Source organism: Pseudoxanthomonas suwonensis 11-1 (genome assembly GCF_000185965.1).
In the GTDB taxonomy this organism is placed as follows: Bacteria; Pseudomonadota; Gammaproteobacteria; order Xanthomonadales; family Xanthomonadaceae; genus Pseudoxanthomonas; species Pseudoxanthomonas suwonensis_A.
This window is the reverse complement of the sequence record NC_014924.1, coordinates 2382722-2408319: the sequence shown is the minus strand read 5'-3', so window position 1 is coordinate 2408319 and position 25598 is coordinate 2382722. Positions and strand designations below refer to the sequence as shown.

At 69.9% G+C, this 25598-nt stretch carries 24 protein-coding genes; 15 read left to right on the top strand and 9 right to left on the bottom strand.

Features of this window, described 5'->3' with window-relative positions; translation table 11 throughout:
• Window positions 1–771: 771 nt before the first annotated feature.
• Together PSESU_RS11020 and PSESU_RS11015 are read left to right on the top strand one after the other, a co-directional pair.
• Window positions 772–1260: a hypothetical protein gene (locus PSESU_RS11020; RefSeq protein WP_013535856.1), complete on the top strand. Its 489-nt coding sequence runs from the start codon at window positions 772–774 to the stop codon at window positions 1258–1260.
• Between the two features lie 175 nt (window positions 1261–1435).
• Window positions 1436–1993 (top strand): DUF2058 domain-containing protein, encoded by a 558-nt coding sequence (locus PSESU_RS11015; RefSeq protein WP_013535855.1) that lies wholly within the window; start codon window positions 1436–1438, stop codon window positions 1991–1993.
• Window positions 1994–2442: 449 nt separating this feature from the next.
• Here the strand turns inward: PSESU_RS11015 and PSESU_RS16250 are convergent, their stop codons facing one another.
• The 3 genes from PSESU_RS16250 to PSESU_RS11000 form a co-directional block, all read right to left on the bottom strand.
• Window positions 2443–2667: a hypothetical protein gene (locus tag PSESU_RS16250; RefSeq protein WP_013535854.1), complete on the bottom strand. Its 225-nt coding sequence runs from the start codon at window positions 2665–2667 to the stop codon at window positions 2443–2445.
• Between the two features lie 207 nt (window positions 2668–2874).
• A complete protein-coding gene (locus PSESU_RS11005; protein WP_013535853.1) occupies window positions 2875–3813 on the bottom strand; it encodes a cation transporter in 939 nt (312 codons plus the stop codon).
• Window positions 3810–4289, bottom strand: coding sequence for an ABC transporter substrate-binding protein (locus tag PSESU_RS11000; protein WP_013535852.1), 480 nt, complete (start codon window positions 4287–4289; stop codon window positions 3810–3812). The genes PSESU_RS11005 and PSESU_RS11000 overlap by 4 nt, the downstream gene beginning before the upstream one ends.
• A gap of 407 nt (window positions 4290–4696) precedes the next feature.
• Here PSESU_RS11000 and PSESU_RS10995 point away from each other — a divergent pair, with 407 nt between their 5' ends.
• The 3 genes from PSESU_RS10995 to PSESU_RS10985 all read left to right on the top strand — a co-directional run bounded on the left by PSESU_RS10995 (window position 4697) and on the right by PSESU_RS10985 (window position 6182).
• Window positions 4697–5005, top strand: coding sequence for a hypothetical protein (locus tag PSESU_RS10995; protein ID WP_041764116.1), 309 nt, complete (start codon window positions 4697–4699; stop codon window positions 5003–5005).
• Between the two features lie 130 nt (window positions 5006–5135).
• A complete protein-coding gene (locus PSESU_RS10990; RefSeq protein WP_013535850.1) occupies window positions 5136–5465 on the top strand; it encodes a thioredoxin family protein in 330 nt (109 codons plus the stop codon).
• Between the two features lie 27 nt (window positions 5466–5492).
• Window positions 5493–6182 (top strand): beta-lactamase hydrolase domain-containing protein, encoded by a 690-nt coding sequence (locus PSESU_RS10985; RefSeq protein WP_233275219.1) that lies wholly within the window; start codon window positions 5493–5495, stop codon window positions 6180–6182.
• A gap of 130 nt (window positions 6183–6312) precedes the next feature.
• On the opposite strand, the gene PSESU_RS10980 is transcribed toward PSESU_RS10985, so the two are convergent.
• Window positions 6313–7074, bottom strand: coding sequence for a spermine synthase (locus PSESU_RS10980; RefSeq protein WP_013535848.1), 762 nt, complete (start codon window positions 7072–7074; stop codon window positions 6313–6315).
• Between the two features lie 210 nt (window positions 7075–7284).
• Between PSESU_RS10980 and PSESU_RS10975 the strand changes: the two genes are divergently transcribed.
• The 5 genes from PSESU_RS10975 (at window position 7285) to PSESU_RS10955 (ending at window position 14854) form a co-directional block, all read left to right on the top strand.
• Window positions 7285–8796: an ATPase domain-containing protein gene (locus PSESU_RS10975; RefSeq protein WP_013535847.1), complete on the top strand. Its 1512-nt coding sequence runs from the start codon at window positions 7285–7287 to the stop codon at window positions 8794–8796.
• A 76-nt stretch (window positions 8797–8872) separates the two neighbouring features.
• Complete coding sequence (locus PSESU_RS10970; RefSeq protein ID WP_233275218.1) at window positions 8873–10444, top strand: ATP-binding protein; 1572 nt, start codon at window positions 8873–8875, stop codon at window positions 10442–10444.
• A 762-nt stretch (window positions 10445–11206) separates the two neighbouring features.
• Complete coding sequence (locus PSESU_RS10965) at window positions 11207–12550, top strand: MATE family efflux transporter (RefSeq protein ID WP_013535845.1); 1344 nt, start codon at window positions 11207–11209, stop codon at window positions 12548–12550.
• A 557-nt stretch (window positions 12551–13107) separates the two neighbouring features.
• Window positions 13108–13341 (top strand): hypothetical protein, encoded by a 234-nt coding sequence (locus PSESU_RS10960; RefSeq protein WP_013535844.1) that lies wholly within the window; start codon window positions 13108–13110, stop codon window positions 13339–13341.
• An 82-nt stretch (window positions 13342–13423) separates the two neighbouring features.
• Complete coding sequence (locus PSESU_RS10955) at window positions 13424–14854, top strand: MFS transporter (protein WP_013535843.1); 1431 nt, start codon at window positions 13424–13426, stop codon at window positions 14852–14854.
• Window positions 14855–14988: 134 nt separating this feature from the next.
• Here PSESU_RS10955 and PSESU_RS10950 read toward each other — a convergent pair whose 3' ends face one another.
• The 4 genes from PSESU_RS10950 to PSESU_RS10935 form a co-directional block, all read right to left on the bottom strand.
• Window positions 14989–15789 carry an MBL fold metallo-hydrolase gene (locus tag PSESU_RS10950; RefSeq protein WP_013535842.1) on the bottom strand — a complete coding sequence of 267 codons (801 nt, stop codon included), beginning with the start codon at window positions 15787–15789 and terminating at the stop codon, window positions 14989–14991.
• 253 nt (window positions 15790–16042) lie between these two features.
• Window positions 16043–16267, bottom strand: coding sequence for a hypothetical protein (locus PSESU_RS10945; RefSeq protein ID WP_013535841.1), 225 nt, complete (start codon window positions 16265–16267; stop codon window positions 16043–16045).
• Window positions 16268–16925: 658 nt separating this feature from the next.
• On the bottom strand, window positions 16926–17555 hold the full coding sequence (locus tag PSESU_RS10940; protein ID WP_013535840.1) for a DUF4142 domain-containing protein: 630 nt from the start codon (window positions 17553–17555) through the stop codon (window positions 16926–16928).
• Window positions 17556–17677: 122 nt separating this feature from the next.
• The gene (locus PSESU_RS10935; RefSeq protein WP_013535839.1) at window positions 17678–18184 is read right to left on the bottom strand and encodes a ferritin-like domain-containing protein; all 507 of its coding nucleotides are present in this window, start codon (window positions 18182–18184) and stop codon (window positions 17678–17680) included.
• A gap of 232 nt (window positions 18185–18416) precedes the next feature.
• Here PSESU_RS10935 and PSESU_RS10930 point away from each other — a divergent pair, with 232 nt between their 5' ends.
• On the top strand, window positions 18417–18938 hold the full coding sequence (locus tag PSESU_RS10930) for a hypothetical protein (protein WP_013535838.1): 522 nt from the start codon (window positions 18417–18419) through the stop codon (window positions 18936–18938).
• Between the two features lie 63 nt (window positions 18939–19001).
• Here PSESU_RS10930 and PSESU_RS16245 read toward each other — a convergent pair whose 3' ends face one another.
• Window positions 19002–19166: a hypothetical protein gene (locus tag PSESU_RS16245; RefSeq protein ID WP_013535837.1), complete on the bottom strand. Its 165-nt coding sequence runs from the start codon at window positions 19164–19166 to the stop codon at window positions 19002–19004.
• A 385-nt stretch (window positions 19167–19551) separates the two neighbouring features.
• On the opposite strand from PSESU_RS16245, the gene lexA reads away from it, so the two are divergent.
• The 4 genes from lexA to PSESU_RS10910 all read left to right on the top strand — a co-directional run bounded on the left by lexA (window position 19552) and on the right by PSESU_RS10910 (window position 25587).
• The gene (gene lexA / locus PSESU_RS10925; RefSeq protein ID WP_013535836.1) at window positions 19552–20190 is read left to right on the top strand and encodes a transcriptional repressor LexA; all 639 of its coding nucleotides are present in this window, start codon (window positions 19552–19554) and stop codon (window positions 20188–20190) included.
• A gap of 1 nt (window position 20191) precedes the next feature.
• A complete protein-coding gene (imuA, locus tag PSESU_RS10920) occupies window positions 20192–20800 on the top strand; it encodes a translesion DNA synthesis-associated protein ImuA (protein WP_013535835.1) in 609 nt (202 codons plus the stop codon).
• Window positions 20801–20881: 81 nt separating this feature from the next.
• Window positions 20882–22303, top strand: a complete 1422-nt coding sequence (locus PSESU_RS10915) for a Y-family DNA polymerase (RefSeq protein ID WP_013535834.1) — start codon at window positions 20882–20884, stop codon at window positions 22301–22303.
• Window positions 22300–25587, top strand: coding sequence for an error-prone DNA polymerase (locus PSESU_RS10910; RefSeq protein ID WP_013535833.1), 3288 nt, complete (start codon window positions 22300–22302; stop codon window positions 25585–25587). Before PSESU_RS10915 ends, PSESU_RS10910 begins: the two co-directional genes overlap by 4 nt.
• The last annotated feature ends 11 nt before the right edge of the window (window positions 25588–25598 follow it).

The window sequence follows — 25598 nt, the reverse complement described above, 5'->3', positions numbered from 1 at the left end:
GGATTCCGCCCCGGCAAGGTGCTTCAAAGCTCTGAGCTTTGCGCTCGGAGCTTTTTGCTTTGCGCTCGGAGTTGCTGGGCTCGGCGTTCCGAGCTCGAGACTTTGCGGTTGGAGCTCTTTTCTTTGCGCGCAAAGCTCCGAGCTTTGCGGATGGAGCCCGGAGCTTTGCAGATGCAAGGCTTTTTGCTTTGCGCGCAAGGATCAGGGCTTTGCGCACGAAGCTTTTTTCTTTGCACGCAAAGCCCGGAGCTTTGCGCGCAAGGCTCGGAGCTCAAAGCACGGAGCTCGGAGCTTTGCACGCGAAGCTTTCCTATTTGCGCGCAAGCCTCGGAGCTTTGGGGGGCGGGGAGGAGCGGCGCTTGGCCAGCTTGTGGGCGGCCGGGCCCGGGCGGATGGATCGCCTGCCGGCTGGCTAGGCTCGCCGGGTTGGGGTGTCGGGTGGGACCGTCAGGAGGTCAGGCTTTTCTGATAGGGCGACAGCTGGGAGCGCGGCGCGGCCGGGCTCGATGCGGCTGCCTTCCGGATCAGGCATTTGCGTGAGCCCTACACGCCAGTGGGGAGTTTTCTGACAGGGAGATGGGTCTGTTCCGACCGTGCAGTCCGACTGGCATGTAAGAAAGGCTTGCGTGCACGTGTCGGGGCTTTCCGACAGGGCCCCGGAGGACTTCCGACACAAGATTCGGCACTCCGCCGATGGCGGACCGGGCCGGACCGGCGCCAGCGTCTGCCTGCCGGCCGGAGTGGCCGGTGTCACTGACAAGGAACCCGACCATGACCCAGAACCTGATCGACATCGAGCTGTCCGACGAAGCCCTGGCCGAGATCGGCGAGGCCCTGGACCGCCTGGAGACCCATCTGGTCCTGCTGCGCGGCCTGGAGCCCGAGCTGCGCCGCAGCCTGCCCAAGATGGGCGACAAGTCCGAAGCGTTCTGCCGCCAAGCGTTGGCGGCCTTCGCCCAGAACCACGAGATCCTGCCGCGCAACTTCGACTTGGCCGGCTACCAACGCGATCTGGCCAACTTCGACCTGATCCGCCCCCTGCGCCAGCGACTGGCCCGCCTGCTCGAGCGCCTGTCCGACACCGAGATGGCCCTGGGCAGCGACCTGATGACCGCCTCCCTCGAGGGCTACGCGGTGCTGAAGGTCTCCGGCAAGGGCGAAGGCCTAGACCACCTGCGCCAGGCCCTGTCGGCCCGCTTCGCCCGCCGCCGGCGCGGCGCCGTCGCCACCGAGGACGCCGAGCCGGAGGCGGCCCAGTAGGCCGGCGCACGCTCCGCCATGCAGAAGGCCGCCTCCGGGCGGCCTTCTCTATTCGTGTGCAGCCACCCGGATGGACTGGCCATGAAGGCGCGACGGCCCTGGCTTGCCTGCGCCTGTGCATTGCGGCCCGGCCAACTATCATGGGCGCCTGTCCGACCCTTTCGATGGTGCACCCATGGCCAAGGCCATCAACCCCCTCCAGGAACAGCTGCTCAAGGCCGGGCTGGTCAAGAAGTCCAAGGTGGCGCAGGTGGCGCGCGAGCAGGCCAAGGCGCGCAATGCCAAGGGCGGCGGGGCCGGCCCCAGCGAGATCGAGCTGGAGGCGCAGCGTGCGCGGGCCGAGAAGGCCGAGCGCGACCGGGCGCTGGAAGCCGAGCGCAAGGCGCAGGCGCAGCGTCGCGAGCTGCAGGCCCAGGCCAGGCAGATCGTGCGCGACCGCAAGCTGCCGCGCAGTGGCGAGCTGGAGTACCGCTTCACCGCCGGCGGGGTGATCCGGACCCTGCTGGTGGACGAGGACCAGCGCCGCAAGCTGGCCTCCGGCGCGCTGGTGATCGTCGCGGCGGGCGAAGGCTACGAGCTGCTGCCGCGGGTGGCGGCCGACCAGGTGCGCCAGCGCGACGAGTCCATGATCGTGGTCGACCACGGCCAGGCCTCGACCGAGGCCATCGACCCGGACGACGAGGACGCAGCGTACTACGCCCAGTTCAAGGTGCCGGACGATCTGATGTGGTGAGGTGGGCAAAAACCGGGGTCAGAGTCACTTTTCCCGGCTCTCCCGCCGGACTGCCCGCCCGCGCTGGGGAAAAGTGACTCTGACCCCGTTTGACCCTGGCCCGTTTGACTCTGACCCCGGTTCTGGCGAGACGTCCACCTGGTCCAGCCGCCAGTGCAGGTCGCGGGCGAGCTGGCGGATCTCCTGGGCCTGGGCAGCGCTGAGGCTGGCGTTGTCCAGCAGCACGATGCCGGAGAGGTGGAAGCCTTCCTCGTGCAAGCGGACGGCGCAGCCTTCGACCCAGGGCAGGGCGGAGATACGGCGACACAGCTTGTCGGGCAGAAAACCGGGGTCAGAGTGCAATCTCAGGCGGGGCCTTTCGGGCTGGCGGTCGGGTTGCCAGCCCGGAGGCGTATGAAGCTTCGCTACGAAATTGCACTCTGACCCCGGTTTTCAGCCCTAGCCCGGTTCTAGCGCAGGGTCACGTCGACCGCGTCGACCCGCCAGTTCATCGACCGTGCGAGCTGCCTGATCTCTTCGGCCTGTTCGGCGCCGAGGCTGGCGTTGTCCAGCAGCACGATGCCGGAGAGGTGGAAGCCTTCCTCGTGCAGGCGCACGGCGCAGCGTTTGACCCAGGGCAGGGCCGAGATCCGGCGGCACAGCTCGTCGGGCAGAAAACCGGGGTCAGAGTGCAATTTCAGGCGGGGCCTTTCGGGTTGGCTGGCGGCCAGCCAGGCGGCATATCAAGCCTCGCTACGAAATTGCACTCTGACCCCGGTTTTCGGCGGTGGGCCGGTCACGCTGGGCCTTTTCGGGCTGGCGGTGGAGTTGCCAGTCCGGGGGCGTATGAAGCATCGCTACGAAATTGCACTCTGACCCCGGTTTTCGGCGGTGGGCCGGTTCTAGCGCAGGGTCACGTCGACTGCGTCGACCCGCCAGTTCATCGACCGTGCGAGCTGCCTGATCTCTTCGGCCTGTGCGGCACTGAGGCTGGCGTTGTCCAGCAGCACGATGCCGGAGAGGTGGAAGCCTTCCTCGTGCAGGCGCACGGCGCAGCCTTCGACCCAGGGCAGGGCCGAGATCCGGCGGCACAGCTCGTCGGGCAAGGGGTCGGGATCGCTGCGGTCCAGCTTCTGCGGGCGGGCGTCGTGGAGGTCGCGCACTGCCGCGCGGAGGTTGCTGCTGCCGTCGTGGAGCACGCTGGCGGCGATGAACAGCGCTGCGGCGGCGTCGGCCCACCACCAGCCCATGCCGATCCCGGCCACGCCGGCAATGCCTGCCAGGCCGGTCATCCAGTCGGCCTTGCCCACGTCGGCATCGGTGTGCAGCGGTTTGAGGCTCAGCTGCTCGGCCAGCTTCATCTTCTTGCGGCCCAGGATCACCGGCGGCACCACCGAGATGACCATCGCCGCCATCATGATCCAGCCTTGCCACACCACCTTGCCACCGAACACCATCGTTCCCACCACCGGGCGGGTGGCGGTCAGCAGGGTGTGCAGGCCGTCGTAGACCAGGGCCAGGCCGACGCCGGTCAGCGCCACCGACGAGATCAGGAAGTTGATGTCGAACGCGCGCTCGCGGCCGGTGGTGTATTCCTCGTCCACGCCCTTGCGGCGGAAGCGGCTGGCGACCAGGAACGCGGCCGGCGGCACCAGGCTTAGGATGTCCTCGACCAGGGCGGTCTTCATCGCCTGCGAGCCGCCCATCACGAAGTACATCATCGTCGCGACCAGGCCCATGACGACGAGAGTCCACCAGCACAGGCGCTCGGCGCGGCGCAGGGCTTCGCTCTGCTCCTGGGGCAGTTCGCGTGGAGGCGGGCGGCGGGCGTCGCGGTTCATTGGGCGCCCTCGTGGTCGACGAGGTACTGGTCGAAGGCGTAATGCCAGGCCGACTGGCCCGGGGGCAGGGCGATGCGGCGCTCGGGCATGGGGCCATCGGGCGAGGCGCGCAGGCCCAGCGGACGCGACCAGCCGACCTCGGGTTTCCACGGCGAGTCGGGGTCGTGGCCGCCGATCACCGCGTGCAGGCGGGCGCGCTCGAGGTCGAGCATCAGCGCGTCGTGGCCGCCGGGCTTCCACTCCAGGCGATAGCCATGCGCCTTCGCGAAGCGCTGCACGAGTTCCGCCTCCGGGCCGGAGACGCTGCCATCCGGCGCGACGCGTACCCAGGGCGGATCGTCGCTGGCGCCGACGCGCATGGCGTCCTTGGCGGCAAGCTCGCTGAGGTCGTCGGAATCGCGGGGATAGGGACCGCAGCCGGTCGTCACCGCTAGTGCGAACAGGGCCAACGCAGCGGAAGCAGGAAGACCACGCATGGCGGCCTTATGGACGCATGCGGGTGAACGCGTTGTCAGCACCCCGAAAACCGGGGTCAGAGTGCGATTTCGCGCCTTGCAGCCTGGGGCTGGGCGGCTAGTGCTGGGTGGGCCCTTCGCCTAGGGTGGAGGTGGCACGGTGACGCGCCCTGGTGCGCGTCCCGGCGAAATGCGCACGCCCGGTTCGCGCTGGCCGCAACGCGGTGCGGGTTGGGGAGAGCTCGGCGTATCCAAAACCGGGGTCAGAGTGCAATTTCCTCACCAGGCCAGAGCTACGCCACGCCAGGAGGCGAGCGGCCATGCCGGGAAACGCGGTGCGAAATTGGACTCTGACCCCGGTTTTGCTCCCCGCGTCACGGGCCGCCAACGGCGGCGGTGGGAGCCTGCGGCAAACCGAGTTCGCTGCCATGTACCTGATCCAGCTGTTCCTGCCGCTGCGCGACAACGAGGGCGTGGCCTTCCCGAAGGCGATGTACGACCAGGTCCGCGCCGACCTGGCCGAGCATTTCGGCGGCGTCACCGCCTTCGTGCGCTCTCCGGCCGTGGGCCTGTGGGAGGACGACGACGGCGACGTGCAGCGCGACGACGTGGTCCTGCTGGAAGTGATGGCCGATCACGTCGACCACGGCTGGTGGGCCGCGTACCGCAAGCGCCTGGAGCAGGAGTTCCGCCAGGACGAGGTACTGGTGCGGGCGACGCGGGCTGAGCGGCTGTAGAAGCAAAACCGGGGTCAGAGTGCGATTTCCGGCTCCGCCGTCCGGATCCGCCCCGCAGTCAGTACGGCGGGTTGTCTTGCCTCATGGAGAAATTGCACTCTGACCCCGGTTTTTTGTGCCGGAGCATCTGATGCCCTACACCAACACCTATCTGGAAGCCGAACCGACCCGCGCCGAGGTGGATGCGCGCGAGGGCGTGCAGCTGCTCGAGTTCGGCGCGCCGTGGTGCCCGCACTGCCAGGGTGCGCAGGCGGCGGTCGAGGCCTTCGTGTCCGAGCACCCGCTGGCGCAACACGCCAAGATCGAGGACGGCCGCGGCAAGCCGCTGGGCCGCTCGTTCAAGGTCAAGCTGTGGCCGACCCTGGTGCTGCTGCTCGATGGCGAGGAGCTGGCGCGGGTGGTGCGGCCGATCACCCACGAGGACCTGGAGCCGCTGCGTGCGGCGATGGTCGGAGGCTGAGGCGTGGGGATGAAGTGCCTCGGTGTGATGCTGGCGATGTCGTTCGTGCTGGCAGGCTGTGCGGGTATGGCGGGGACGCGCCGTGGTGCGGCGGAAGGGAAGGGCGACGCTGAGGTCGGACTCGTGACGGCGCTGGTGATGGCCGCGGCGGAGGATCCCCTCTCGCGCTTCGCCTCGCCCGTCGATGGCATCCGCTCCGGCGGCCGGATCGGCGCCGCCGACCTGCCTGCGCTCCAGGCGGCCGGCATCACCCGGGTGATCGATCTCACCCCTGATGCGGAAACCCCCGATTTCGACGAGGCCGCCGTCGTGCGTGCCGCCGGCCTGCGTTACGACAACCTGCCGATCGGCGGGCCGGGCGACCTGGATCGCGAGGCGGTGCGGAAGTTCGACGCGCTGCTGGCCGGCGTGGACGGTCCGACCCTCGTGCACTGCGCCAGCGGCAACCGCGTCGGCGCACTGGCCGCGCTGCGAGCGGCGTGGCTGCATGGCGCCAATGCCGAGGCCGCGATCGCCGAAGGCCGGCGCTGGGGCCTGACCGGACTGGAACCGGTCGTGCGCGAACGCCTCCAGCGCGAGCTGTGCCTGGCCCGGGCCACCGACGCCGCGCAGTGCGAGGCCGGCTATGGGGAAAACCGGGGTCAGAGTGCAATTTCGCCGCATAGCGGGATGCCGCGTCATGGGGCTGGGAGAACGAACCGGCCATACCAAGGATAGCGGCGCAAAATTGCACTCTGACCCCGGTTTTCCCAGGCAGATTCCCCTTCGCCCGGGAAGCCAACGGTCCATGCCGGGCCAAGCTGCCCGAAATCGCACTCTGACCCCGGTTTTATGCCGGAGCGCTGGCTCAGGGCTTCCTTGCGCTGAGGAAGGTCCACAGGTCCTGGTAGGAGGGGACCAGCACGTCCTGTTCGCAGCGTTCGACGAAGTGCGCGTCCACCGCCTGGCGGATCAGCGGCAGGACCTCGCGGCGCAGGGCGCGGTCGGCGGGATCGTCGCGGCCGTGGCCGCAGCACTGCATGCTCAGCATCCCGCCGGGGCGCAGGGCGCGGGCGATGTGGCCGATGATGCCGGTGATGAACTCGGCGCGGGACTGGCCCTCGCGGACCGGGTCCATGGTCAGGTCGTAGACCACCGCGTCGAGGTCGCGGGCCTGGGCGATCCAGGCGAAGGCGTCGCCGGTGACGATGCGCGCGTGCGGGTTGTCGAAGGCGCCGGCGCAGAGGGCAGGCAGGTGCTCGCGGCACAGCTCCATGACCCGGGCGTCGATCTCGACCATGGTCAGTTCGGACGGCAGCGCGTCCAGCGGTTCGAGGGTGCGGAGCAGTTCGGCGAGCACGCCGCCGTCGCCGCCGCCGAGGATGGCCACGCGCTCGAGCCGGCGCAGGGCCAGCAGGGGGCTGGTCATGGCCACGCCGTAGGCGACGTCGGATTCGGAGATCTGCAGGTCGTCGTCGAGGAACAGCTGGCCCCCGAAGCGCGGGTGGCGGGTGACGACCGCGTGCTGCAGGCCGGTATGTTCATCGGCGAGCAGGGTGGTGGAGCTGGCCGGCGTAACCGGCGGGCGATGCGGGCGGAGACCGGCGCGGTGGCCGTTGGCTATGGTCAATCCGGGTTCCTCTCTCGGGAAAACGGGCTCTCCATGCTGGTCAATCCGGCCGCGGGGTTCAACTCCGGGGCCCCGCAGGCGTGCGCCCGTACCGCGCTCTGGCCCCCTGAACCGGACAGCCGCCCGGACCGGCCAAGGCGCCGCCTTCACGCGCGAGGGCCATAGTGGCGCATTCCCCCTGTTCCCGCAGGACGCGGCGAGGCGACATATATGCAGGACGGCTCCGGCCGCAGTACCGGCACCCGTATCTCCACGGGCAATCCGGGCCTGGACGACATCCTTGGCGGAGGCCTGGATCCGTACCGGCTCTATCTCTACGAAGGGCGCCCCGGCGCCGGCAAGACGACCCTCGCCCTGGAGTTCCTGCTCGAGGGCGCCAGCCGCGGCGAGCGGGTGCTCTATATCACCCTGTCCGAGAGCCAGCGCGAGCTGGAACTGGTGGCCGAACGCCATGGCTGGGACCTGTCCGGCGTGGACGTGGTCGAGATGGTGCCGTCCGAAGCCATGCTCGAGCAGGAGCAGGAGATCACCCTGCTGCACCCGGCCGAGGCCGAGCTGGGGCAGACCACGCGCCTGGTCCTGGAGCGCGTCGAGCAGGTCAATCCGGTGCGGGTGGTGATCGACAGCCTGTCCGAGCTGCGCCTGCTGGCGCAGAACTCGCTGCGCTACCGCCGCCAGGTGCTGGCGCTCAAGCAGTTCTTCGCCAACCGCAATTGCACGGTGGTACTGCTCGACGACATGACCTCCAACGAGGGCGACCTGCAGCTGCACTCGATCTCCCACGGCGTCGTCCTGCTGGAGCAGCTGGTGATCGATTACGGCGCCGAGCGCCGCAGGCTGCGGGTGATGAAGATGCGCGGCATCGCCTTCCGCGGCGGCTACCACGACATGAAGATCGTGCGTGGCGGGACCGAGGTGTATCCACGCCTGGTCGCCTCCGAGCATCACACCGAGTTCACCGGTGACTACACGCCCAGCGGCAACGCCGCGCTGGACCAGATGCTCGGTGGTGGCCTGGAGCGCGGCACCAACGCGCTGCTGATCGGCGCCGCCGGTGTCGGCAAGTCCTCCCTGAGCCTCACCTACATCATGGCCGCAGCCGCACGCGGCGAGCGGGTCGCGCTGTTCGCGTTCGACGAGGGTCGCGGCACGGTCGTCGCGCGCTCGCGGGCGCTGGGAATGGACCTGGAAGCGGCGATGGCCTCCGGCCGGGTGTTGTTCCAGCAGATCGACCCGGCGGAGATGTCGCCGGGCGAGTTCGCCTCCATCGTGCGCCGGCGCGTGGAGGAGGACGGCGTGCGGCTGGTGGTGATCGACAGCCTCAACGGCTATCTCAACGCCATGCCGGACGGGCGCTTCCTGATCCTGCAGATGCACGAACTGCTGACCTACCTGGCCCAGCAGGGCGTGGTCACCCTGCTGGTACTGGCGCAGCACGGCCTGGTTGGTCCTACCGAGGCGCCACTGGACATCAGCTACCTCAGCGACGCGGTGGTGATGTTGCGCTACTTCGAGCACGCGGGCATGGTGCGGCGCGCGATGTCGGTGGTGAAGAAGCGCAGCGGCTACCACGAGCAGACCATCCGCGAGTTCCAGCTCGGGCCGCGCGGCCTGGTGGTGGGACCGCCGCTGACCGAGTTCAGTGGCGTGCTGGCCGGCGTGCCCATCTACACCGGCAGCGACGAGCCGTTGTTGCCCGGCGAATACCATGCCGGCGCGTAGCGCGCCCGTCCTGGTATTCGCGCCTACCGGGCGCGATGCGGCCGTCGCGGTGGGGCTCCTGCAACGGGCCGGCATCATGGCCGAGGCCTGCGCGGATTACGCCTCGTTGCTGGCGCGTCTGGAAGGCGCCGGCGCGGTGGTGGTGGCCGAGGAAGGCCTAGTCGGGCAGCCGCCGGAGGCACTGACCCGCTGGGTCGAGGCACAGGCGCCGTGGTCGGACCTGCCGATCGTGATGCTCACCAGCCGCGTGGTGCACGAACGCATCGCCGCGTGGCGGCAGCAGCAGATCGAACGCCTGGGCAACGTGACCCTGGTGGAGCGGCCGCTGCAGTCGATCACCCTGGTGAGCGTGGTCAAGGCTGCGCTGCGCGCGCGCGGCCGCCAGCTGGAAGTGCGCGACCTGCTGGCGGCGCGCGAGGCCGCCGCGGCCAGCCTGGAGGCCGAGGTCGGGCAACGCACGGCGCAGCTGCACGAGGCCAACACCCGCCTGCGCGCGGAGATGGAGCAGCGCGAGCGCATCGAGGAGTCGCTGCGCCACGCGCAGAAGATGGAGGCGCTGGGCCAGCTCACCGGCGGCGTCGCCCACGACTTCAACAACCTGCTGATGGTGATCACCGCGGGCCTGGACATGCTGGAGCGCAGCGACGATCCGGCCCGCCGCCAGCGCTTCATCGGCGCCATGCGCCAGGCCAGCGGCCGCGGCGCCTCGCTCACCCGGCAACTGCTGACTTTCTCCCGGCGGCATGCGCTGCACGCCGAGACTGCCTCGCTGCCGGCGTTGCTGGACAATATGGGCGAGTTGCTGGACCGCAGCCTGCGTGGAGACGTCGCGGTGGACGTGCGCCTGCCGCCGGACCTGTGGCCGGTGCACGTGGATGCCGGCGAGTTCGAGATCGCGATCCTCAACCTGGCGGTCAATGCGCGCGATGCGATGAACGGCAGCGGCCGCATCACCATCCGCGCCGCGAACGTGGTCGAGGAAGGCGAGGAAGGCCCGCGCGGGATGGTGCGGCTGGAAGTGCGCGACACCGGCTCCGGCATGACCGACGCGGTCAAGGCTCGGGTGTTCGAGCCGTTCTTCACCACCAAGGACGTGGGCAAGGGCTCGGGCCTGGGCCTGGCGCAGGTATACGGCTTTGCCAAGCAGTCCGGCGGACGGGTGGAGATCGACTCCGCGCCAGGCAAGGGCACGGCCATCACCCTGCTGCTCCCGCGCTCGCCGCATCCGCTGCCGGATGCGGGCGCGGCTCCGGTGTCCGCGGACGTGCCGGTGGCCGCGCCCGGGCATTGCGTGCTGCTGGTGGAGGACGACGTGGAAGTGGCCCGCCTGGTGCAGGAGATGCTGCGCGCCATCGGCTGCGAGGTGGTGCACGCGATGAGCGCGCGTGCCGCCCTCGGTGCCCTGGCCAACGGCCGCCAGATCGACCTGGTGTTCTCCGACGTGATGATGCCCGGCGGCACCAACGGCATCGAACTGGCGCGCGAGGTCCGCCGCCGCCGCCCCGAGCTGCCGATCCTGCTGACCAGCGGCTTCTCCGACCCGGTCGGCCCACAAGCCCAGGCCCTCGACATCCCCGTGCTGCGCAAACCCTACGCCCTCGACGACCTGCGCGAGGCGGTGCAGCAGCAGCTGGGGGTGGGGCGGTAGGGCGGGAGTTGCGGCTGGAGGCTTGGCTTCGGGTCCTCCCTCCACCCGCCCACCGGGAGAGGGCGCGACTCGCGGGGATGGTGCGGAAGTCCTTGATTCCTCGCTCCCCGGAAGAGGGATTGGCGTGGCCACTGTCCAAGGATGGCCTCGCGCTCGGGCCTTTGGAAGAAACCGGGGTCAGAGTGCAATTTCTCCCCGCAGGTAGATGTCACGTCGCGCCGAGGGAAGCCGGCGATGCCAGGATCGCTGCGCCAAATTGCACTCTGACCCCGGTTTTCTTCTCGCCACGTAGCCCGGTGTCCCGTCGCGTGGGAAGCCAACCGGCGATGCCACGGGTCGCTGCGTGAAATTGGACTCTGACCCCGGTTTTTCCCCTGACCCCGGTTTTCCCTCCAAGAGGGGAGAAGGCCCCTGGGAAACTGCCGGCTCCGACGTCCTCCAACGTTGGCCGGTGTGCCGGCTGGCTTCTGGCGCCCGACGCCACGACCGTCCGGATCACCGACGTACAGGGATGATGCGCTCCCGACCCTCTGCCCAATCCTCTTCCAATGGGATGTGCCAGCCCCGCCGGTCGGGCGACGCCACGCGCTCAGGCCTTCGCGTACCGGGCCAGCAGGAGAAAAAAGCCGGGGTCAGAGTGTAATTTCCCGCCTGGTCTGCTCCAGTCGGCGCCTGTAGGGAAAAGCGGCGCTTCGTTCGGCCAGGCGGTAGGAAATTGCACTCTGACCCCGGTTTTTGCCCGGCATCCGGCATCATTTGCGCATGGATGATCCTCTTTCGCCCGCGCTGCCCCTGACTCGCACCGACCTCGCCCGCAAGGCTTGGCCGATCATCCTGGCCAATGCTTCGGTGCCGCTGCTGGGGCTGGTTGATACAGCGGTGATCGGGCACTACGGCAGCACCGCCGATCTCGGTGCGCTGGCGCTGGGGGCGCTGCTGTTCAACTTCGTCTACTGGAGCTTCGGCTTCCTGCGCATGGCCACCACCGGTTTCGTGGCGCAGGCCGCCGGGGCGGGGGACGAGGCCGAGGTGCGCGCGGCGCTGGCGCGGCCGCTGCTGATGGGCGCGGGGCTGGGCGTGGCGATCTGGCTGCTGCAGTGGCCGCTGGTGGCCGGCTACTTCGCGTTGATGGATGCGAGCACGGCGGTCGCCGGCACCGGCGCCGACTACTTCGCTGCGCGGGTGTGGGGCGCGCCGGCGGCGCTGGCGCTGTATGCGTTGTGCGGCGCGCTGGTCGGGCTCGGACGCAGCCGCACCCTGCTGGCGGTGCAGCTGCTGCTCAATGGGCTAAACGCCGCATTGGACGTGTACCTGGCCGGCGTGCTCGACCTCGGCGCACGCGGCATCGGTTACGGCACGGCCATCGCCGAGTGGACCACCTGCGTGGTCGCCGCGGCGGTGGTGTGGCGGATGCTGCGTGCGCGCCATCGCGACGGCGAGCCGTTCCTGCCCTGGGCACGCATCGGCGACCGCGCGCGGCTGCGGCGGACCCTGGCGGCCAACGGCGACATCATGGTCCGCACCCTGTGCCTGCTGGCGGGCTTCGGCTGGTTCGCGCGCCAAGGCGCGGCGCTGGGCGATGCGACCCTCGCGGCCAACCACCTGCTGCTGCAGCTGGTGTCGTTCAGCGCGTTCTTCCTCGATGGCTTCGCCTACGTGGCCGAAGCGCAGGTGGGGCATGCGGTGGGCGCGCGCGATCGGGCCCGCTTCCGGCGGGCGGTGCGGTTGAGCAGCGAGCTGGCGGTGGCGACGGCGGCAATGCTGGCCGCGATCCTGTGGCTCGGGGGTGGGGCGATGGTGCGCCTGCTGACCGCGCTGCCGGACGTGGCGGCGGTGGCGCTGGCACATCTGCCGTGGGTGGCGCTGTACGTACTGCTATCGGTGGCGGCGTTCCAGCTGGATGGGGTGTTCATCGGCGCCACGCGTACCCGGCAGATGCGCAATGCCGCGCTGCTGTCGGTGGCGGTGTTCCTGCTGGCGGCGTGGCCGGCGGCGGCATGGTGGGGTAACCACGGGCTGTGGGCGGCGTTCGTGGTGTTCGTCGTCGCGCGGGCGCTGGCGTTGGTTCCGTATTACCGGGGGCTCGATTCGGAATTGGGCGCGTAGCCCGGATAAGGCCGCAGGCCGCATCCGGGTTTCCGCCACGGCGCGCGATCTTCGGCGATGGCGGCCCCGGGTGCGCTTCGCTTACCCGGGCTACAAGTGCGCTGCCACCGTCGCCCGGCGAAGCCTGTAGCCCGGATAAGGCCGCAGGCCGCATCCGGGGCCGTCGCATTGGTATAGCTGCGGTAGCGGATGGCGATCCCCGGGTGCGCTTCGCTTACCCGGGCTACAAGCGTGCGTCGTTCTCGTGAGTGCGACCGGGTACGCCATCTTCGCGATGGATACAGCCTTGGTAACCGGCCCTCTCCCCCGTCCCCCTTCCCCAGTGGGAGAAGGGACGGGGCTGGGTTTGATCCGCGCCCATGGACGCGGGTGTTTGAGGGGACTGCCAGACCGGCTCGCCGACGCCATCAGCGGCGTTCTTCGCGCCGGTGCCGGGCCAACATGCCCTCTCACCCGGTGGGAGAGGGCGCCAGGCAGCGGCATCATCGAATGGTGATTGCACTGCGCGCCGCTCACGCGCCTGGCCGTAGCCTCGTTGCCACACACGAGGACAGACCATGAGCACGAACAACCACCAGGATCCGGCGAAGGATCCGAACGAATCCAGCGACGGCGCGCAGTCCAACCGCACCACGCCGCCGGATGCGGGGGAGGGCGAGTCGCTGCCGGAGGCGCCAGCCACCGATCCGCAGGCGGGCATCGACCGCGAGGTCGGCGACCTGGAAGATCCGGATGCCGAGGACGACGGCGCGCTCCCGGGCCGCGCCGGTGGCGGTCTTGCGGGCGGGTGATCAAGCCCCTCCGTGAAGCCCAGGCGCATGACATTCACGGTGGCGGCGCCACAATCATGGGCCGCTTGAGTCCAGCAGGCCCGTGAGTCCGCAGCGTCGTCTACCGCTCATCATCGCCACCGCCCTGTTCATCGAGAACATGGATTCGACGGCGATTTCCACTTCGCTGCCGCAGATCGCGGCCGAGCTGGGGACCGAGCCGGTGGCGCTGAAGCTGGCGCTGACCACCTACATGCTGGCGCTGGCCGTGTTCATTCCGGTCAGTGGCTGGGTTGCAGACCGTTATGGCGCGCGCCGGATCTTCGTCGGCGCGATCGCGGTATTCCTGCTTGGCTCGCTGTTCTGTGCGGCCAGCAGCGGCCTGGGCACGCTGGTAGCCGGGCGCTTCGTGCAGGGCGTGGGCGGGGCGATGATGGTGCCGGTGGGGCGCCTGGTCCTGCTGCGCAGCATCGAGAAGGCCGAGCTGGTGCGGGCGTTGAGCTGGTTGACGGTGCCGGCGATGCTGGGGCCGATCCTCGGGCCGGTGCTGGGTGGCGCGATCACCACGTACACGCACTGGCGTTTCATCTTCCTCATCAACCTGCCGATGGGCCTGCTGGGCATGTGGCTGGCGTGGCGCTTCGTGCCGGACCTGCGCCAGCCGGTAGCGAAGATGGACTGGCGCGGCTTCATGCTTTCGGCCAGTGGCCTGGGCCTGGCGATGTTCGGCCTGTCGGCGATCGGCCGCGGGTTGATGCCGGGCGCGGCGACGTCGCTGGTGATCGTGGTCGGCTTCGCCCTGGTGTTCGCCTACGTGCGGCATGCGCGCAACCATCCGCAGCCGCTGCTGTGCCTGGACCTGCTGCGCATCCCGACCTATCGCGCCGGCGTGCTGGGCGGTTCACTGTTCCGTATCGGCATCGGTGCCACGCCCTTCCTGTTGCCGCTGATGCTGCAGCTCGGGTTCGGCCTGGATCCGCTGCAGTCGGGACTGGTCACGTTCACTTCGACCGCCGGCGCGATGTTCATGAAGGTGGTCGCGCCGCGCGTACTGCACCAGTTCGGCTTCCGCCCGGTACTGGTGTGGAACGGCCTGTTGGCCTCGGCCCTGCTGGCAGGGTTCGGCCTGTTCCGCGCCGATACGCCGTACTGGCTGATGGTGGGCGTGCTGCTGGCCAGCGGCTGCTTCCGTTCCCTGCAGTTCACCAGCATCAACGCCATCGCCTATGCCGACATCAGCCAGGAGCGCATGAGCCAGGCCAGCAGCCTGGCCGCGGTGGCGCAGCAGGTCGCGCTGGCGCTGGGCGTGACCATCGGCGGCTACGCGCTGAGCATGGCGGGCACGCTCACCGGCCGCGAGGACGGCGACCCGGTGACCTTCATGTTCGCCTTCCTCACCGTGGGCGTGATTTCCGCCATCTCGATCATCGAGATGCGCAAGCTGGCGCCCCACGCCGGGGCCGAGATGGCCGGCCGTGCGGAGGCAGGGCATGAGGTGACGGAGCCGAAGGTCGAGGCGAGGCCGCAGGCCTGATGCGATTCCTTCTCTCCCCCGGAACAGGGCAGGCGAGGGTTGGTTGCAAGAGTTTCTCGCCAGTCCCTGTAGCGCTACAGCCAACGCGTCCTCTCACCCGGCTCGCCTGGATGCGGCCTTCGTCCTTATCCGGGCTACAGGCGCACCAGTGGATCCCCGATGCGCCGCCCGGCCAGCGCCTCGAACTGGCCCGGGTCGTGCGAGCAGAACAGAGTCAGCTGCTGCTCGCGCAGGGCCAGTTCGCGCAGGCGGTCACGGTTGTGCAGCCGGGCACGGCGGTCCTTCTCCATCATCCACTGGTAGAAGCGCAGGCCGGGGGTGCAGCACGGTCGCGCATGCATCTCGCGGGCATCGAAGTAGGCATCGCCGGCCAGCAGTAGCCAGTCGTGGTCGCGCCGGATCGCCACGCCGGCATGGCCGTGGGTATGGCCAGGCAGATGCACCATCAGGATCTCCGGCGGCAGGCCGCGCAGGCCAGACACCGCGTCCAAACCCATCCAGCTGTCGGTGCGCGCGTCGTCATACGTGAGCCAGCGCCCGCGCGACCCCCACTGCTGCGGCCGGAAGCGCTGGCGGTCCAGCCAGGTCCGCTGGCGCGCGGCCGCCTCCTGCTCGATGGCACGCAGGTGCACGGTGGCGTTGGGGAAGTCGTCCAGGCCGCCGGCGTGGTCGAAGTCCAGGTGGGTCAGGACGATGTCGGTCACGTCGGCGGGGGTGTAGCCCAGCGCCACGATCTGGCGCGCCGCGGTCATCTCCGCACGCAGGTCCGGCGAAAGCAGGCCGAGGAAGAACGCGCTCAGCCGGTCGCGCGGGTGGGCCACGTCGCGCAGGCCCAGGCCGGTGTCCACCAGCACCAGGCGATCGCCGGTCTCCACCAGCAGGCAATGGCAGGCCAGTGCCGCACGGCTGAGGACGCCCGGGGTGCGTCCATCCATCAGGTGGCCACCCAGTGGGCAGGTGGAGATGCAGTTTGAGGTGGTGGATCTTCATCGCTGCTCCGCGGATGGGTCATGGCGTGAGCCTGCGCGCGTGCCTGGGTAGCGGATGCGATCCCGCATGGGCTGGTGCCTGCAGTGCTTGCAGGCAGGCCAGCGTGCGCTTGATGCGTGGCTCACGAAGACGGCGCCCGCGTCCATGAAGAAGGGCTCCCGCGTGGGAGCCCCTTGATGGTCCGGTTGGCTGCCGGAATCAGCGCTGCTGGTTGCCGCGACCCTGCTGGTCCTTCTGGTCCTTCTGGTCCTGGCGATCCTGCTGCTGTTGCTGCTGGTTCTGTCCCTGCTGGTTGTCCTGCTGCTGCTGGTTCTGGTTCTGGCGCTCGTTCTGGTCCTGCTGGCCCTGCTGGTGCTGCTGCTGACCCGGCTGGTCCTGCTGCTGGCGCTTCTGCTGGTCCTGGTTCTGCTGCTGGGTGCCCATTGTGAATTTCCTCTCGGAAGCCATGGCGGGAGTGCCACGGTGCAAGGCCAGTGTCGCCAACAGCGCGTTAGCTGGGTGCGCTTTGCGGAGTGAATGCTGTTTTACGAATGCTGGTTCAGTTGCGGGAAAGTGCCGGGAAACAAGGGTTTCGCTCGTTGCGCCATGACCGGGCGTTATGCCGGCGTGTTATCGGCTTATGCATGTGCGATTGCGCGGCTCCCGCTGATGAACCAGACAGAAGCAGTTGTATCGCGCGATAGCGAGTCGTTATTGAGCGGGTGGAGTGATTGGGCTGAGTGTTGCTAAGGAGCCTGGCAGGGGCGGTTTCGCCGTCGTCCAGGAGGCGTCGGGTTCCGACCCTCGCCACCCCCGCACCGCGCCCCGGCCGTGTCCATGGGATGCAGGCGTTCGAGGCATGCGCGCCAGTGGCGCGGGGACATGGTCTTTCGCCGCATCGGGCCATGGGCTCGTGCACCGGGTCCCGTTCCAGCTCCGCTCCGGGTCGCGCCTCGACTCAAGCCAGGAGGGGCGGAGGCGGGCATCGGGCAAGCACCGTGGCGCGAACCCGTTGACGCCAACGGTGGATTTCGCAGCAGCAGAAGCAGAAAGGCCGCGACACCGGAGTGCCGCGGCCTTCAATTGCTCTGCTACCTACTGCTTACTCGCCCGATGTACCCGACTGCAGGGCGCGGGCCTGCTCCAGGTGCTGGGCCACGTGTTCGCGGGTGGTGGTCAGGTGCCGGCGGACTTCCTCGCGCTCGGCGGCGGGGATCAGCTTCTGGTCGAGGGCGGTCAGGGCGTCACCGTGGCCCTTCACCATCGCGTCGACATAGGCCTTGCTGTAGGCCTCGCCCTCGAGCTGGTCGAGGGCCGCGCGCTCCTGCTCGGCCTGCTGGCGCTGGGCCTGGGCGTCCTGGGCATCGGCGTCGGCGCCGAGGGCGCTGGTCTGGGTGCGGTTCTGGCCGTGCTGGTCGATCATCATCCGCGCGTAGTCGGCGACCGGGCCGGTGACGCCCTTGGCCAGGGCCTGCTCGCTGGTGGCGATCTCGTGTTCGTTGATCGCGTTCAGAACGCCCAGGGCGGCGGCCTCGTCCGGGTTGGCGGTGTTGTTGTTGTCGCCCAGCGCCGGATCCATGCCGGTGCCGGTCTGCGCCGCGGTATCGGCGGTGGTATCCGTGACTGCCGGATCCATGTCGGCGTCGTTGCGGTCATTGTTGCCGCAGGCGGTCAGGCTCGCGATGGCGATGGCAAGCAGGGCCGGGGTGGCGATGCGTTTGATGTGGTTCATTGGAACTCCGTCGGTTAGGGAAATAAGAAGTGCCGGTCACCGGCCGGGAGAGAGTTGGCCGGCGCCGGCAACCACGGCGAGGGGAGCATGAAAAACGCCGTGGCGGAGGCGATGAGGGTGTGTCAGGCGGCGTCGCGCTGCTGTGCTGCGCGCTGGTTGCCGCCCTGCTCGGCGAGCAGGGTCAGCTTCTCGTCGGTGGCCTTTTCCTCCTCGAGGGTCTCGAGGATCAGCGGCAGCGCGTCCTTGTAGCCGAGCTGCTTGGCCAGGGCGGCGAGGGTGCCGTAGGCCGCGATCTCGTAGTGCTCGACCTTCTGCGCGCCGCCGATCAGGGCGGCATCGCGCAGCGGGCCGGCTTCGATCGCGTCGATCACTTCCTTGCCTTCCTCGATCAGGCCTTCCATTGCCGCGCACTTGATGCGCTTGAGGCGGATGTCCAGCAGGTCGACGATCTGGTCGATGCGTTCGATCTGGCCCTGGGTTTCCTCCAGGTGCAGTCGGAAGCCTTCGGCCAGCTCCTCGTTGTCGGCGGCGCGCGCCAGACGCGGCAGCGCCTTGGTCAGCTGCTTCTCGGCGCTGTAGATATCCGAAAGCTCGTGGATGAAGAGTTCTTCGATGGTCTTGACCGCCATGGCGGATGCTCCTTCCGTCTGCCGCCGGGAATGGGTGGGGTTGCGTGCCCGGCCAACGCGCAACATGAGGCCATGCTGGACCCTGGTGCATTGGCTGGCGGTCCAATCCCGGTGAAATGGAAGTTCAATGCGCGTGTTGTGCGTTTCATCGGGCGTGCACGGTTCCTTCATCGGGTCATTCGTGGCGCGGCGTTTCCATGGGCGGAATACCCACCGAAGAAGGAGTCGCCCGATGCGAATGCATGTCCATGGGATCCGTGTCGCCGTTCCGCTGCTGGCTGCGCTGTCGCTGGCGGCCTGCGGGTACCAGGCCGCGCCGCCGGACGAGAACGACCCGAATACCACCGGCGAGCGCGGAGCGGCCGGTGCCGCGGTGCGCGGTGATGCGGCCGGGGCTCCGGTTTCATCCGAAGGCGGCAACCGGGTGGTGCAGCTGGCGATCGAGCAGGAGCCGGCGCCGCACCTGGTGGATGCCAGTGGCGCCTCGCTGTACTACCTGGAAGGCAACGTCGACGGCAGCAAGTGCGACCAGGCCTGCGAGGGCGTGTGGCCGCCGGTGCTGGGCCAGGGCCAGCTGCAGGCGACAGGGGGCGTCGGTGGGGATGGCGTGGGTTCGCTGGACCGCGCCGATGGGGGGCACGTCACCTGGCGTGGGCAGCCGCTGTACCGCTATGCCGGCGACCTCGGCGCGCAGCGCTCGGCCGGCGATGGTCTGGTCGACGAGGGGGGCCATTGGCAGCTGGCGCGCCCGTAACGCCGGATCGCGGGCAAAAAGAAAGCCGGCCAGGGCCGGCTCGAGGGAACAGGGAGGTTCGGGTCAGCCCGCCGGCAGGCGGGCCGGTTCGCCGTCTCGGCCGCCGCGGGGGAGGGCGGCCAGCGGGGTCGGGTCGGGAACGTACTGCTGGAGCAGTTCGGGCAGATGGCGTTCGAGTCGGTCCAGGTCCAGTGCGTGGCCGTGGGAAGGGCCAAATGGCTCGGTCATCTCGTCTCCGGCGGCCTTGCGGCGCGCCGCTCCTGCTGGGTGCGTCGGGGGATCACGTCGCCGGGATCACCCGCTGGCTTCCTTGCCGGCGGGTGGTGTCCGGCGAGTGGACACGCCTGGAATCTGCCGCGTGGAATGTTCAGACCGCGTCGAGAAACCGGCCGTTTTGCATGACAGTTTGGTAAAGCGTGCTGCGGTGCACAAAAAGAGGTCCCCTTTTCACGCGGCGGGCGGCGTAGCGGGGAAGCGAAAGCGCACCCGAGGCTTGGGATGTCGGATATGCGAGGCCCCGGATGCGGCCTTTGGCCTTATCCGGGCTACGGATCCCAAAGGCTGTTGGACTCTCTCGCCCCGTGAGACGGCGAAGGTGTACAAATGTACACCTATGAGTCCGAACGATCCTTCCTCCCTGCCGCCCCAGCGCGCTGCCGTGCTGGACTTCCTGCGTCGCGAGCTGGCGGGTGGGCGTGCGCCCAGCCTGGCGGAGATCGCCGACGAATTCGGCTTTTCGTCGCGCAATGCCGCCCAGAAGCATGTCCAGACGCTGGTGGCGGATGGCCTGCTGGAGCAGGTGCCGGGGCGCAAGCGCGGCCTGCGCCTGCCGGGCGGCGGGGCCGACCTGCTGCCGCTGCCGGTGCTGGGCCGGGTCGCGGCGGGCCTGCCGATCAGTCCCGAGGGCGTGGCCCGGCTGGGGCCGGTGGACGAGGGCGGGGAGGCGCTGTGGCTGGACCGGCGGCTGTTCTCGCCGCGGCCGGACTACCTGCTGCGGGTGCAGGGCGATTCGATGATCGAGGACGGGATCCTCGACGGCGACCTGGTCGGCGTGCACCGCACCCCCGAGGCCCGCGACGGCCAGACCGTGGTCGCGCGGGTGGATGGCGAGCTGACCATCAAGCGCCTGCAGCGCGGGGCGGACCGGATCCGCCTGCTGCCGCGCAATCCGGCCCATGCCCCGATCGAGGTGCATCCGGGCCAGGACTTCGCCATCGAAGGCGTGTACTGCGGCCTGGTGCGGCGGGGTTGAGATGGTCCAGGTCGTTGCCATCGACAGCCTGCTGGCCGCGCGCACGCTGTGGCATGCCGGGCGCAGTGCCCGCCTGCCGGCAGACGGCGAGCCGAGCGGGCACGCGGCGCTGGATGCGCGCCTGCCGCAGGGCGGCTGGCCGCGGCGGGCGCTGACCGAGCTGCTGCTGCCGGCCAACGGTGTCGGCGAACTCGCCCTGCTGCTGCCCACGCTGGCACGCATGACCGCCGTCGGCGGCACCGTGGTCCTGGTCGCGCCGCCGTTCGTGCCCTATGCCCCGGCCTGGCAGGCCGCCGGCGTGGACCTGGCCGGACTGCACGTGGTCGACGCCTCGCCACGCGATGCGCTGTGGGCACAGGAACAGTGCCTGCGCAGCGGCACCTGCACCGCGGTGCTGGGCTGGCCGCCGGGTGGCGACGACCGCGCCCTGCGCCGGCTGCAGGTGGCCGCCGACAGCGGCGACTGCTGCGGCTTCGTCCTGCGCGACCGCCGCCATGCCGCCAACGCCTCGCCTGCGGCGCTGCGGCTGGTGCTGGAGGACGGCGGCTGGCGGGTGCTCAAGTGCCGGGGCGGGCAGCCGCCCTCGGGGCTGGTGCAGCTGGCGCACTGACATGGCACTCCGCGCACGACATCTGCCGTGGAATCCGGCCGGCCTTCCCGTCCCCGCATGCGGGCGCAAGGAGGGCGGCTGATGCTCTGGGCCTGCATCCTGCTGCCGCAGCTGGCGCTGGACGCGGTGCTGCGCCGGCATCCCGAGCCGGAGGCGCCGCTGGCCCTGGTCGGCGGTCCGGCGCAGCTGCGCAGCCTGCATGCGGTCAATGCCGCCGCGGCGGCCGCGGGACTGGCGCCGGGCATGCGCCTGACCGCCGCGCATGCGCTGCTGCCGCAGTTCGCGATGGTCGACTACGAGCCTGCGGCCGAGGCCCGGGTGCAGCGTTTCCTCGCGGCCTGGGCCTATCGCCACAGCTCGCTGGTCAGTGCGCAGTGGAGTTCGGCCATCGTGCTGGAGGTGCGCGCCAGCTTCCGCCTGTTCGGGCCGTGGCCGCGGTTCGAGCGGCGCCTGCGTGGCGAGCTGGAACAGCTGGGCTTCCGCCACCGCATCGCCCTGGCCCCGACCCCGCGCGCGGCGCGGGTGCTGGCGGGCCTGCGCGACGGCATGGCGGTGATGGAGGCGGCGGAACTTCCTGCATTGCTCGACCGCATCCCGGTGCGACGCGCGGTGCTGCCCGACGAGGCCGGCACGCGTTTGCAGCGCATGGGCATCCGTACCCTGGGCCAGCTGCGCGGGCTGCCATCGGATGCGCTGCGCCGCCGCTTCGGCCAGGCGCTGCTGGAACACCTGCAGAAGCTCTACGGGCAGGCCGACGATCCGCTGGAGTGCTACCAGCCGCCGGAGCATTTCGACGAACGCGTGGAGCTGGGCTACGAGGTCGAGACCCATACCGCGCTGCTGTTCCCGCTGCGGCGCCTGGTCGGCGACCTGTGCACCTACCTGTCGATCCGCGACGGCGGCGTGCAGCGCTTCGTGCTGCGGCTGGAGCACGAGCAGGGCCATACCGATGTCGAAGTCGGCCTGCTGGCGCCCGAGCGCAGTGCCTCGATGCTGTTCGAGCTGGCGCGCGGGCGCCTGGAGCGGGTTGAGATCGGACGCCCGGTGGTAGGCATGCGCCTGCTGGCGAAGCACCTGCCGCCGTTCGTGCCGGCGATGCAGGACCTGTTCGCGCAGCGTGCGCAACAGGCGCTGGACTGGCCGCAGCTGCGCGAACGCCTGCGTGCGCGCCTGGGCGACGAGGCGGTGTACCGGGTGGCGCCGCAGGGCGATCCGCGTCCCGAGCGTGCCTGGTGCCGGCTTACCGGCGACGAGGCCAAGGTGCCTGTTGCTCCGTCGCGTCCGCCGCGCCCGACCTGGCTGCTGCCGGAGCCGGTGCCGCTGCACGACACGCGCCTGCAGGTGCTGTCCGGTCCGGAGCGGCTGGAAAGCGGCTGGTGGGACGAGGGCGACGTGCGCCGCGACTACTACGTGGTGCGCACCAGCCGTGGCCAGCGTGCCTGGGCGTTCCGCGCCGCAGGCGTGCGCGAGGGCGGCTGGATGCTGCATGGCTGGTTCGCATGAGCTGGGATGACGCCATCGACGGCGTGGACCGGGAGACGCCCGGCGCACGCGTGCCGCGCTTCCGCCAGGTCGCCTGGCGGCTGGGCCAGCGCGAGGGCGGCGCGCTGGACGCGGCCAACGACGACGGCCCTGTCGCCGACGATGGCCTGCCAGCCTATGCCGAGCTGCACTGCCTGTCCGAGTTCTCGTTCCTGCGCGGGGCCTCCAGCGCCGAGGACCTGTTCGCGCGCGCGGCGCAGTGCGGCTACGAGGCGCTGGCGATCACCGACGAATGCTCCCTGGCCGGCATCGTCCGTGCCTGGGAGGCGTCGCGCGCTACCGGGGTGAAGCTGGTGGTGGGTAGCGAGTTCGCGCTGGACTGCGGACTGCGCTGCGTGCTGCTGGTGCAGTCGCGCCTCGGCTATACGCGGTTGTGCGAGCTGGTCACCACCGGCCGCCGCAATTCGGCCAAGGGCAGCTACCGGCTGTCGCGCGCGGACGTGGAGCGGGTGGTGCGTGCGCCGCCACCGGGCGAGGAAGGCGGGATGGCCGGCACAGGCGAGGACTGTGGCCTGTTCGCGCTGTGGCTGCCGGGTGCCGAGCCGGACCCGGTGGAGGGACGCTGGCTGCGCCTGGTGTTCGGCGACGACGCGTACCTGGCGGTGGAGCTGCACCGCGAGCAGGACGATGCCGCGCGCCTGGCGCAGTTGCAGGAGCTTGCCGCACGGCTGCAGATGACCGCGGTGGCGGCCGGCGACGTGCACATGGACGTGCGCCGGCGACGGGTGCTGCAGGACACGCTGACCGCCATCCGCCACAACCTCACCATCGCCGAGTGCGCGGACAGGCTGTTCCGCAATGGCGAGCGCCACCTGCGCACGCGCCGTGCGCTGGCGGCGATCCATCCGGCGCCGCTGCTGCAGGCCGCGGTGGAGCTGGCGCGGCGCTGCAACTTCGACCTCAGGAAAGAGGCGCGCTACGTCTATCCGAAGGAGCTGGTGCCCGAAGGTCACACCCCGAGCAGCTGGCTGCGCCAGCTCACCGAAGAGGGCATGCGTGAGCGCTGGCCGGAAGGCGTGCCGCCCAGGGTGGCGGCGCAGATCGAGGAGGAGCTGGCGCTGATCGCCGAGCTGAAGTACGAGGCTTTCTTCCTCACGGTGGAGGACATCGTCCGCTTCGCCCGCGGCAAGGACATCCTCTGCCAGGGCCGCGGCTCCTCGGCCAATTCGGCGGTGTGCTTCGCCCTGGGCATCACCGCGGTGGATCCGGCGCAGACCCGGCTGCTGGTCTCGCGCTTCCTGTCGCGCGCGCGCAACGAGCCGCCGGACATCGACGTGGACTTCGAGCACGAGCGCCGCGAGGAAGTGCTGCAGTACGTGTATTCCAAGTACGGGCGGCGGCGCGCGGCGCTGGCGGCCACGGTGATCCGCTACCGCGGCAAGAGCGCGGTGCGCGACGTGGCCAAGGCTTTCGGGCTGCCGCCGGACCAGATCGGCCTGCTTGCCGAGTGCTTCGGCTGGGGCAATGGCGCCGCGCCGATGCGCCAGCGCCTGTCCGAGGCCGGGTTCGATCCGGACAACCCGCTGATCAACAAGGTGCTGGCGCTGGCGGCGATGCTGGAGGACATGCCGCGCCACCTGTCCCAGCACGTGGGCGGCTTCGTGATCTCCGACGCGCCGCTGTCGACCGTGGTGCCGGTGGAGAACGCGGCCATGGCCGACCGCACCATCATCCAGTGGGACAAGGACGACCTGGAGACCATGGGCATGCTCAAGGTCGATTGCCTGGCGCTGGGCATGCTGACCTGCATCCGCAAGGCCTTCGACCTGGTGGAGGGCTACCGCGGCGTGCGCCTGGACATGGCGACCCTGCCGCGCGAGGACGCGGCCACCTACGAGATGCTGCAGGCGGCCGACAGCGTGGGCGTGTTCCAGGTCGAGTCGCGCGCGCAGATGGCGATGCTGCCGCGGCTGCGGCCGAAGCGGTTCTACGATCTTGTGGTGCAGGTGGCGATCGTGCGCCCCGGTCCGATCCAGGGCGGCATGGTCCACCCCTACCTGCGCCGGCGCATGGGCAAGGAGCCGGTGACCTATCCCTCCGAAGGCGTGAGGGAGATCCTCGGCAACACCCTGGGCATCCCGCTGTTCCAGGAGCAGGTGATGGAGCTGGTGATCCATGCCGGCTATTCGCCGGAGGAGGCCGACCACCTGCGCCGCTCGATGGCGGCCTGGGGGCGTGGCGGCGACATGGAGCCGCACCGCCTGCGCATCCGCCAGCTGATGGAGGAGAAGCGCTACAGCAGCGAGTTCATCGACCAGCTGTTCGAGCAGATCAAGGGCTTCGGCTCCTACGGCTTCCCGCAGAGCCATGCCGCGTCCTTCGCCAAGCTGGTCTACGTCAGTGCCTGGCTCAAGCGGCACGAACCGGCGGCCTTCGCCTGCGCGCTGATCAACTCGCAGCCGATGGGCTTCTACTCGCCCAGCCAGATCGTGCAGGACGCGCGCCGGGGCCGCGGCGACAGGGAGAGCGTGGACGTGCGGCCGGTGGACATCACCTGCAGCACCTGGGATTGCACGCTCGAGCCGGTGGGGCAGGGAAAGCAGCCGGCGATCCGGCTGGGCCTGCGGTTGGTGGCGGGACTGTCGGAAGCCGCGGCGCAGGCCATCGTCGATGCGCGGCGCTGGCGGGTCTTCAGCGACGTGGCCGACCTGTGCCGGCGCGCGCGCCTGGATGCCAAGGCGCGCCAGGCGCTGGCCGAGGCCGGCGCGCTCGATGGCCTGGCCGGGCACCGCAATGCCGCGCGCTGGGCGGTGGCCGGGATCGAGCCGAAACGGCCGCTGCTCGATACCAGCCCGGATGAAACCCGCATCGAACTGCCGGCGCCACGCCTGGGCGAGGAGCTGCTGGCCGACTACCGCAGCACCGGCCTGAGCCTGCGCGCGCATCCGATGGCCCTGCTGCGCGCGCAGCTGGTGCAGCGGCGGATCCTCGGCGTGCGCGAGCTGCAGCAGCGTCGCCACGGCAGCGGCGTGCACGTGGCCGGACTGGTGACGCAGCGGCAGAGGCCGGCCACGGCCAAGGGCACGATCTTCGTCACCCTCGAGGACGAGCACGGCATGGTCAACGTGATCGTGTGGCCGGACCTGGCCGTGCGCCAGCGCAAGCCGCTGCTGCAGTCGCGGCTGATGGGCGTGCGCGGGCGCTGGGAGCGGGTGGATGGCGTCGAGCACCTGATCGCCGCCCACCTCGAGGACCTGAGCGACCTGCTGGGCGGGATGCAGGTCGATTCCCGTGATTTCCATTGAACGCGCATAAC

Coding starts and splice junctions, on each gene's coding strand:
- PSESU_RS11020 (WP_013535856.1), top strand. CDS start 772: ATGACCCAGAACCTGATCGACATCGAGCTGTCCGACGAAGCCCTGGCC.
- PSESU_RS11015 (WP_013535855.1), top strand. CDS start 1,436: ATGGCCAAGGCCATCAACCCCCTCCAGGAACAGCTGCTCAAGGCCGGG.
- PSESU_RS11005 (WP_013535853.1), bottom strand. CDS start 3,813: ATGAACCGCGACGCCCGCCGCCCGCCTCCACGCGAACTGCCCCAGGAG.
- PSESU_RS11000 (WP_013535852.1), bottom strand. CDS start 4,289: ATGCGTGGTCTTCCTGCTTCCGCTGCGTTGGCCCTGTTCGCACTAGCG.
- PSESU_RS10995 (WP_041764116.1), top strand. CDS start 4,697: ATGTACCTGATCCAGCTGTTCCTGCCGCTGCGCGACAACGAGGGCGTG.
- PSESU_RS10990 (WP_013535850.1), top strand. CDS start 5,136: ATGCCCTACACCAACACCTATCTGGAAGCCGAACCGACCCGCGCCGAG.
- PSESU_RS10985 (WP_233275219.1), top strand. CDS start 5,493: ATGCTGGCGATGTCGTTCGTGCTGGCAGGCTGTGCGGGTATGGCGGGG.
- PSESU_RS10975 (WP_013535847.1), top strand. CDS start 7,285: ATGCAGGACGGCTCCGGCCGCAGTACCGGCACCCGTATCTCCACGGGC.
- PSESU_RS10970 (WP_233275218.1), top strand. CDS start 8,873: ATGGCCGAGGCCTGCGCGGATTACGCCTCGTTGCTGGCGCGTCTGGAA.
- PSESU_RS10965 (WP_013535845.1), top strand. CDS start 11,207: ATGGATGATCCTCTTTCGCCCGCGCTGCCCCTGACTCGCACCGACCTC.
- PSESU_RS10960 (WP_013535844.1), top strand. CDS start 13,108: ATGAGCACGAACAACCACCAGGATCCGGCGAAGGATCCGAACGAATCC.
- PSESU_RS10950 (WP_013535842.1), bottom strand. CDS start 15,789: ATGGATGGACGCACCCCGGGCGTCCTCAGCCGTGCGGCACTGGCCTGC.
- PSESU_RS10945 (WP_013535841.1), bottom strand. CDS start 16,267: ATGGGCACCCAGCAGCAGAACCAGGACCAGCAGAAGCGCCAGCAGCAG.
- PSESU_RS10940 (WP_013535840.1), bottom strand. CDS start 17,555: ATGAACCACATCAAACGCATCGCCACCCCGGCCCTGCTTGCCATCGCC.
- PSESU_RS10935 (WP_013535839.1), bottom strand. CDS start 18,184: ATGGCGGTCAAGACCATCGAAGAACTCTTCATCCACGAGCTTTCGGAT.
- PSESU_RS10930 (WP_013535838.1), top strand. CDS start 18,417: ATGCGAATGCATGTCCATGGGATCCGTGTCGCCGTTCCGCTGCTGGCT.
- PSESU_RS16245 (WP_013535837.1), bottom strand. CDS start 19,166: ATGACCGAGCCATTTGGCCCTTCCCACGGCCACGCACTGGACCTGGAC.
- lexA (WP_013535836.1), top strand. CDS start 19,552: ATGAGTCCGAACGATCCTTCCTCCCTGCCGCCCCAGCGCGCTGCCGTG.
- imuA (WP_013535835.1), top strand. CDS start 20,192: ATGGTCCAGGTCGTTGCCATCGACAGCCTGCTGGCCGCGCGCACGCTG.
- PSESU_RS10915 (WP_013535834.1), top strand. CDS start 20,882: ATGCTCTGGGCCTGCATCCTGCTGCCGCAGCTGGCGCTGGACGCGGTG.
- PSESU_RS10910 (WP_013535833.1), top strand. CDS start 22,300: ATGAGCTGGGATGACGCCATCGACGGCGTGGACCGGGAGACGCCCGGC.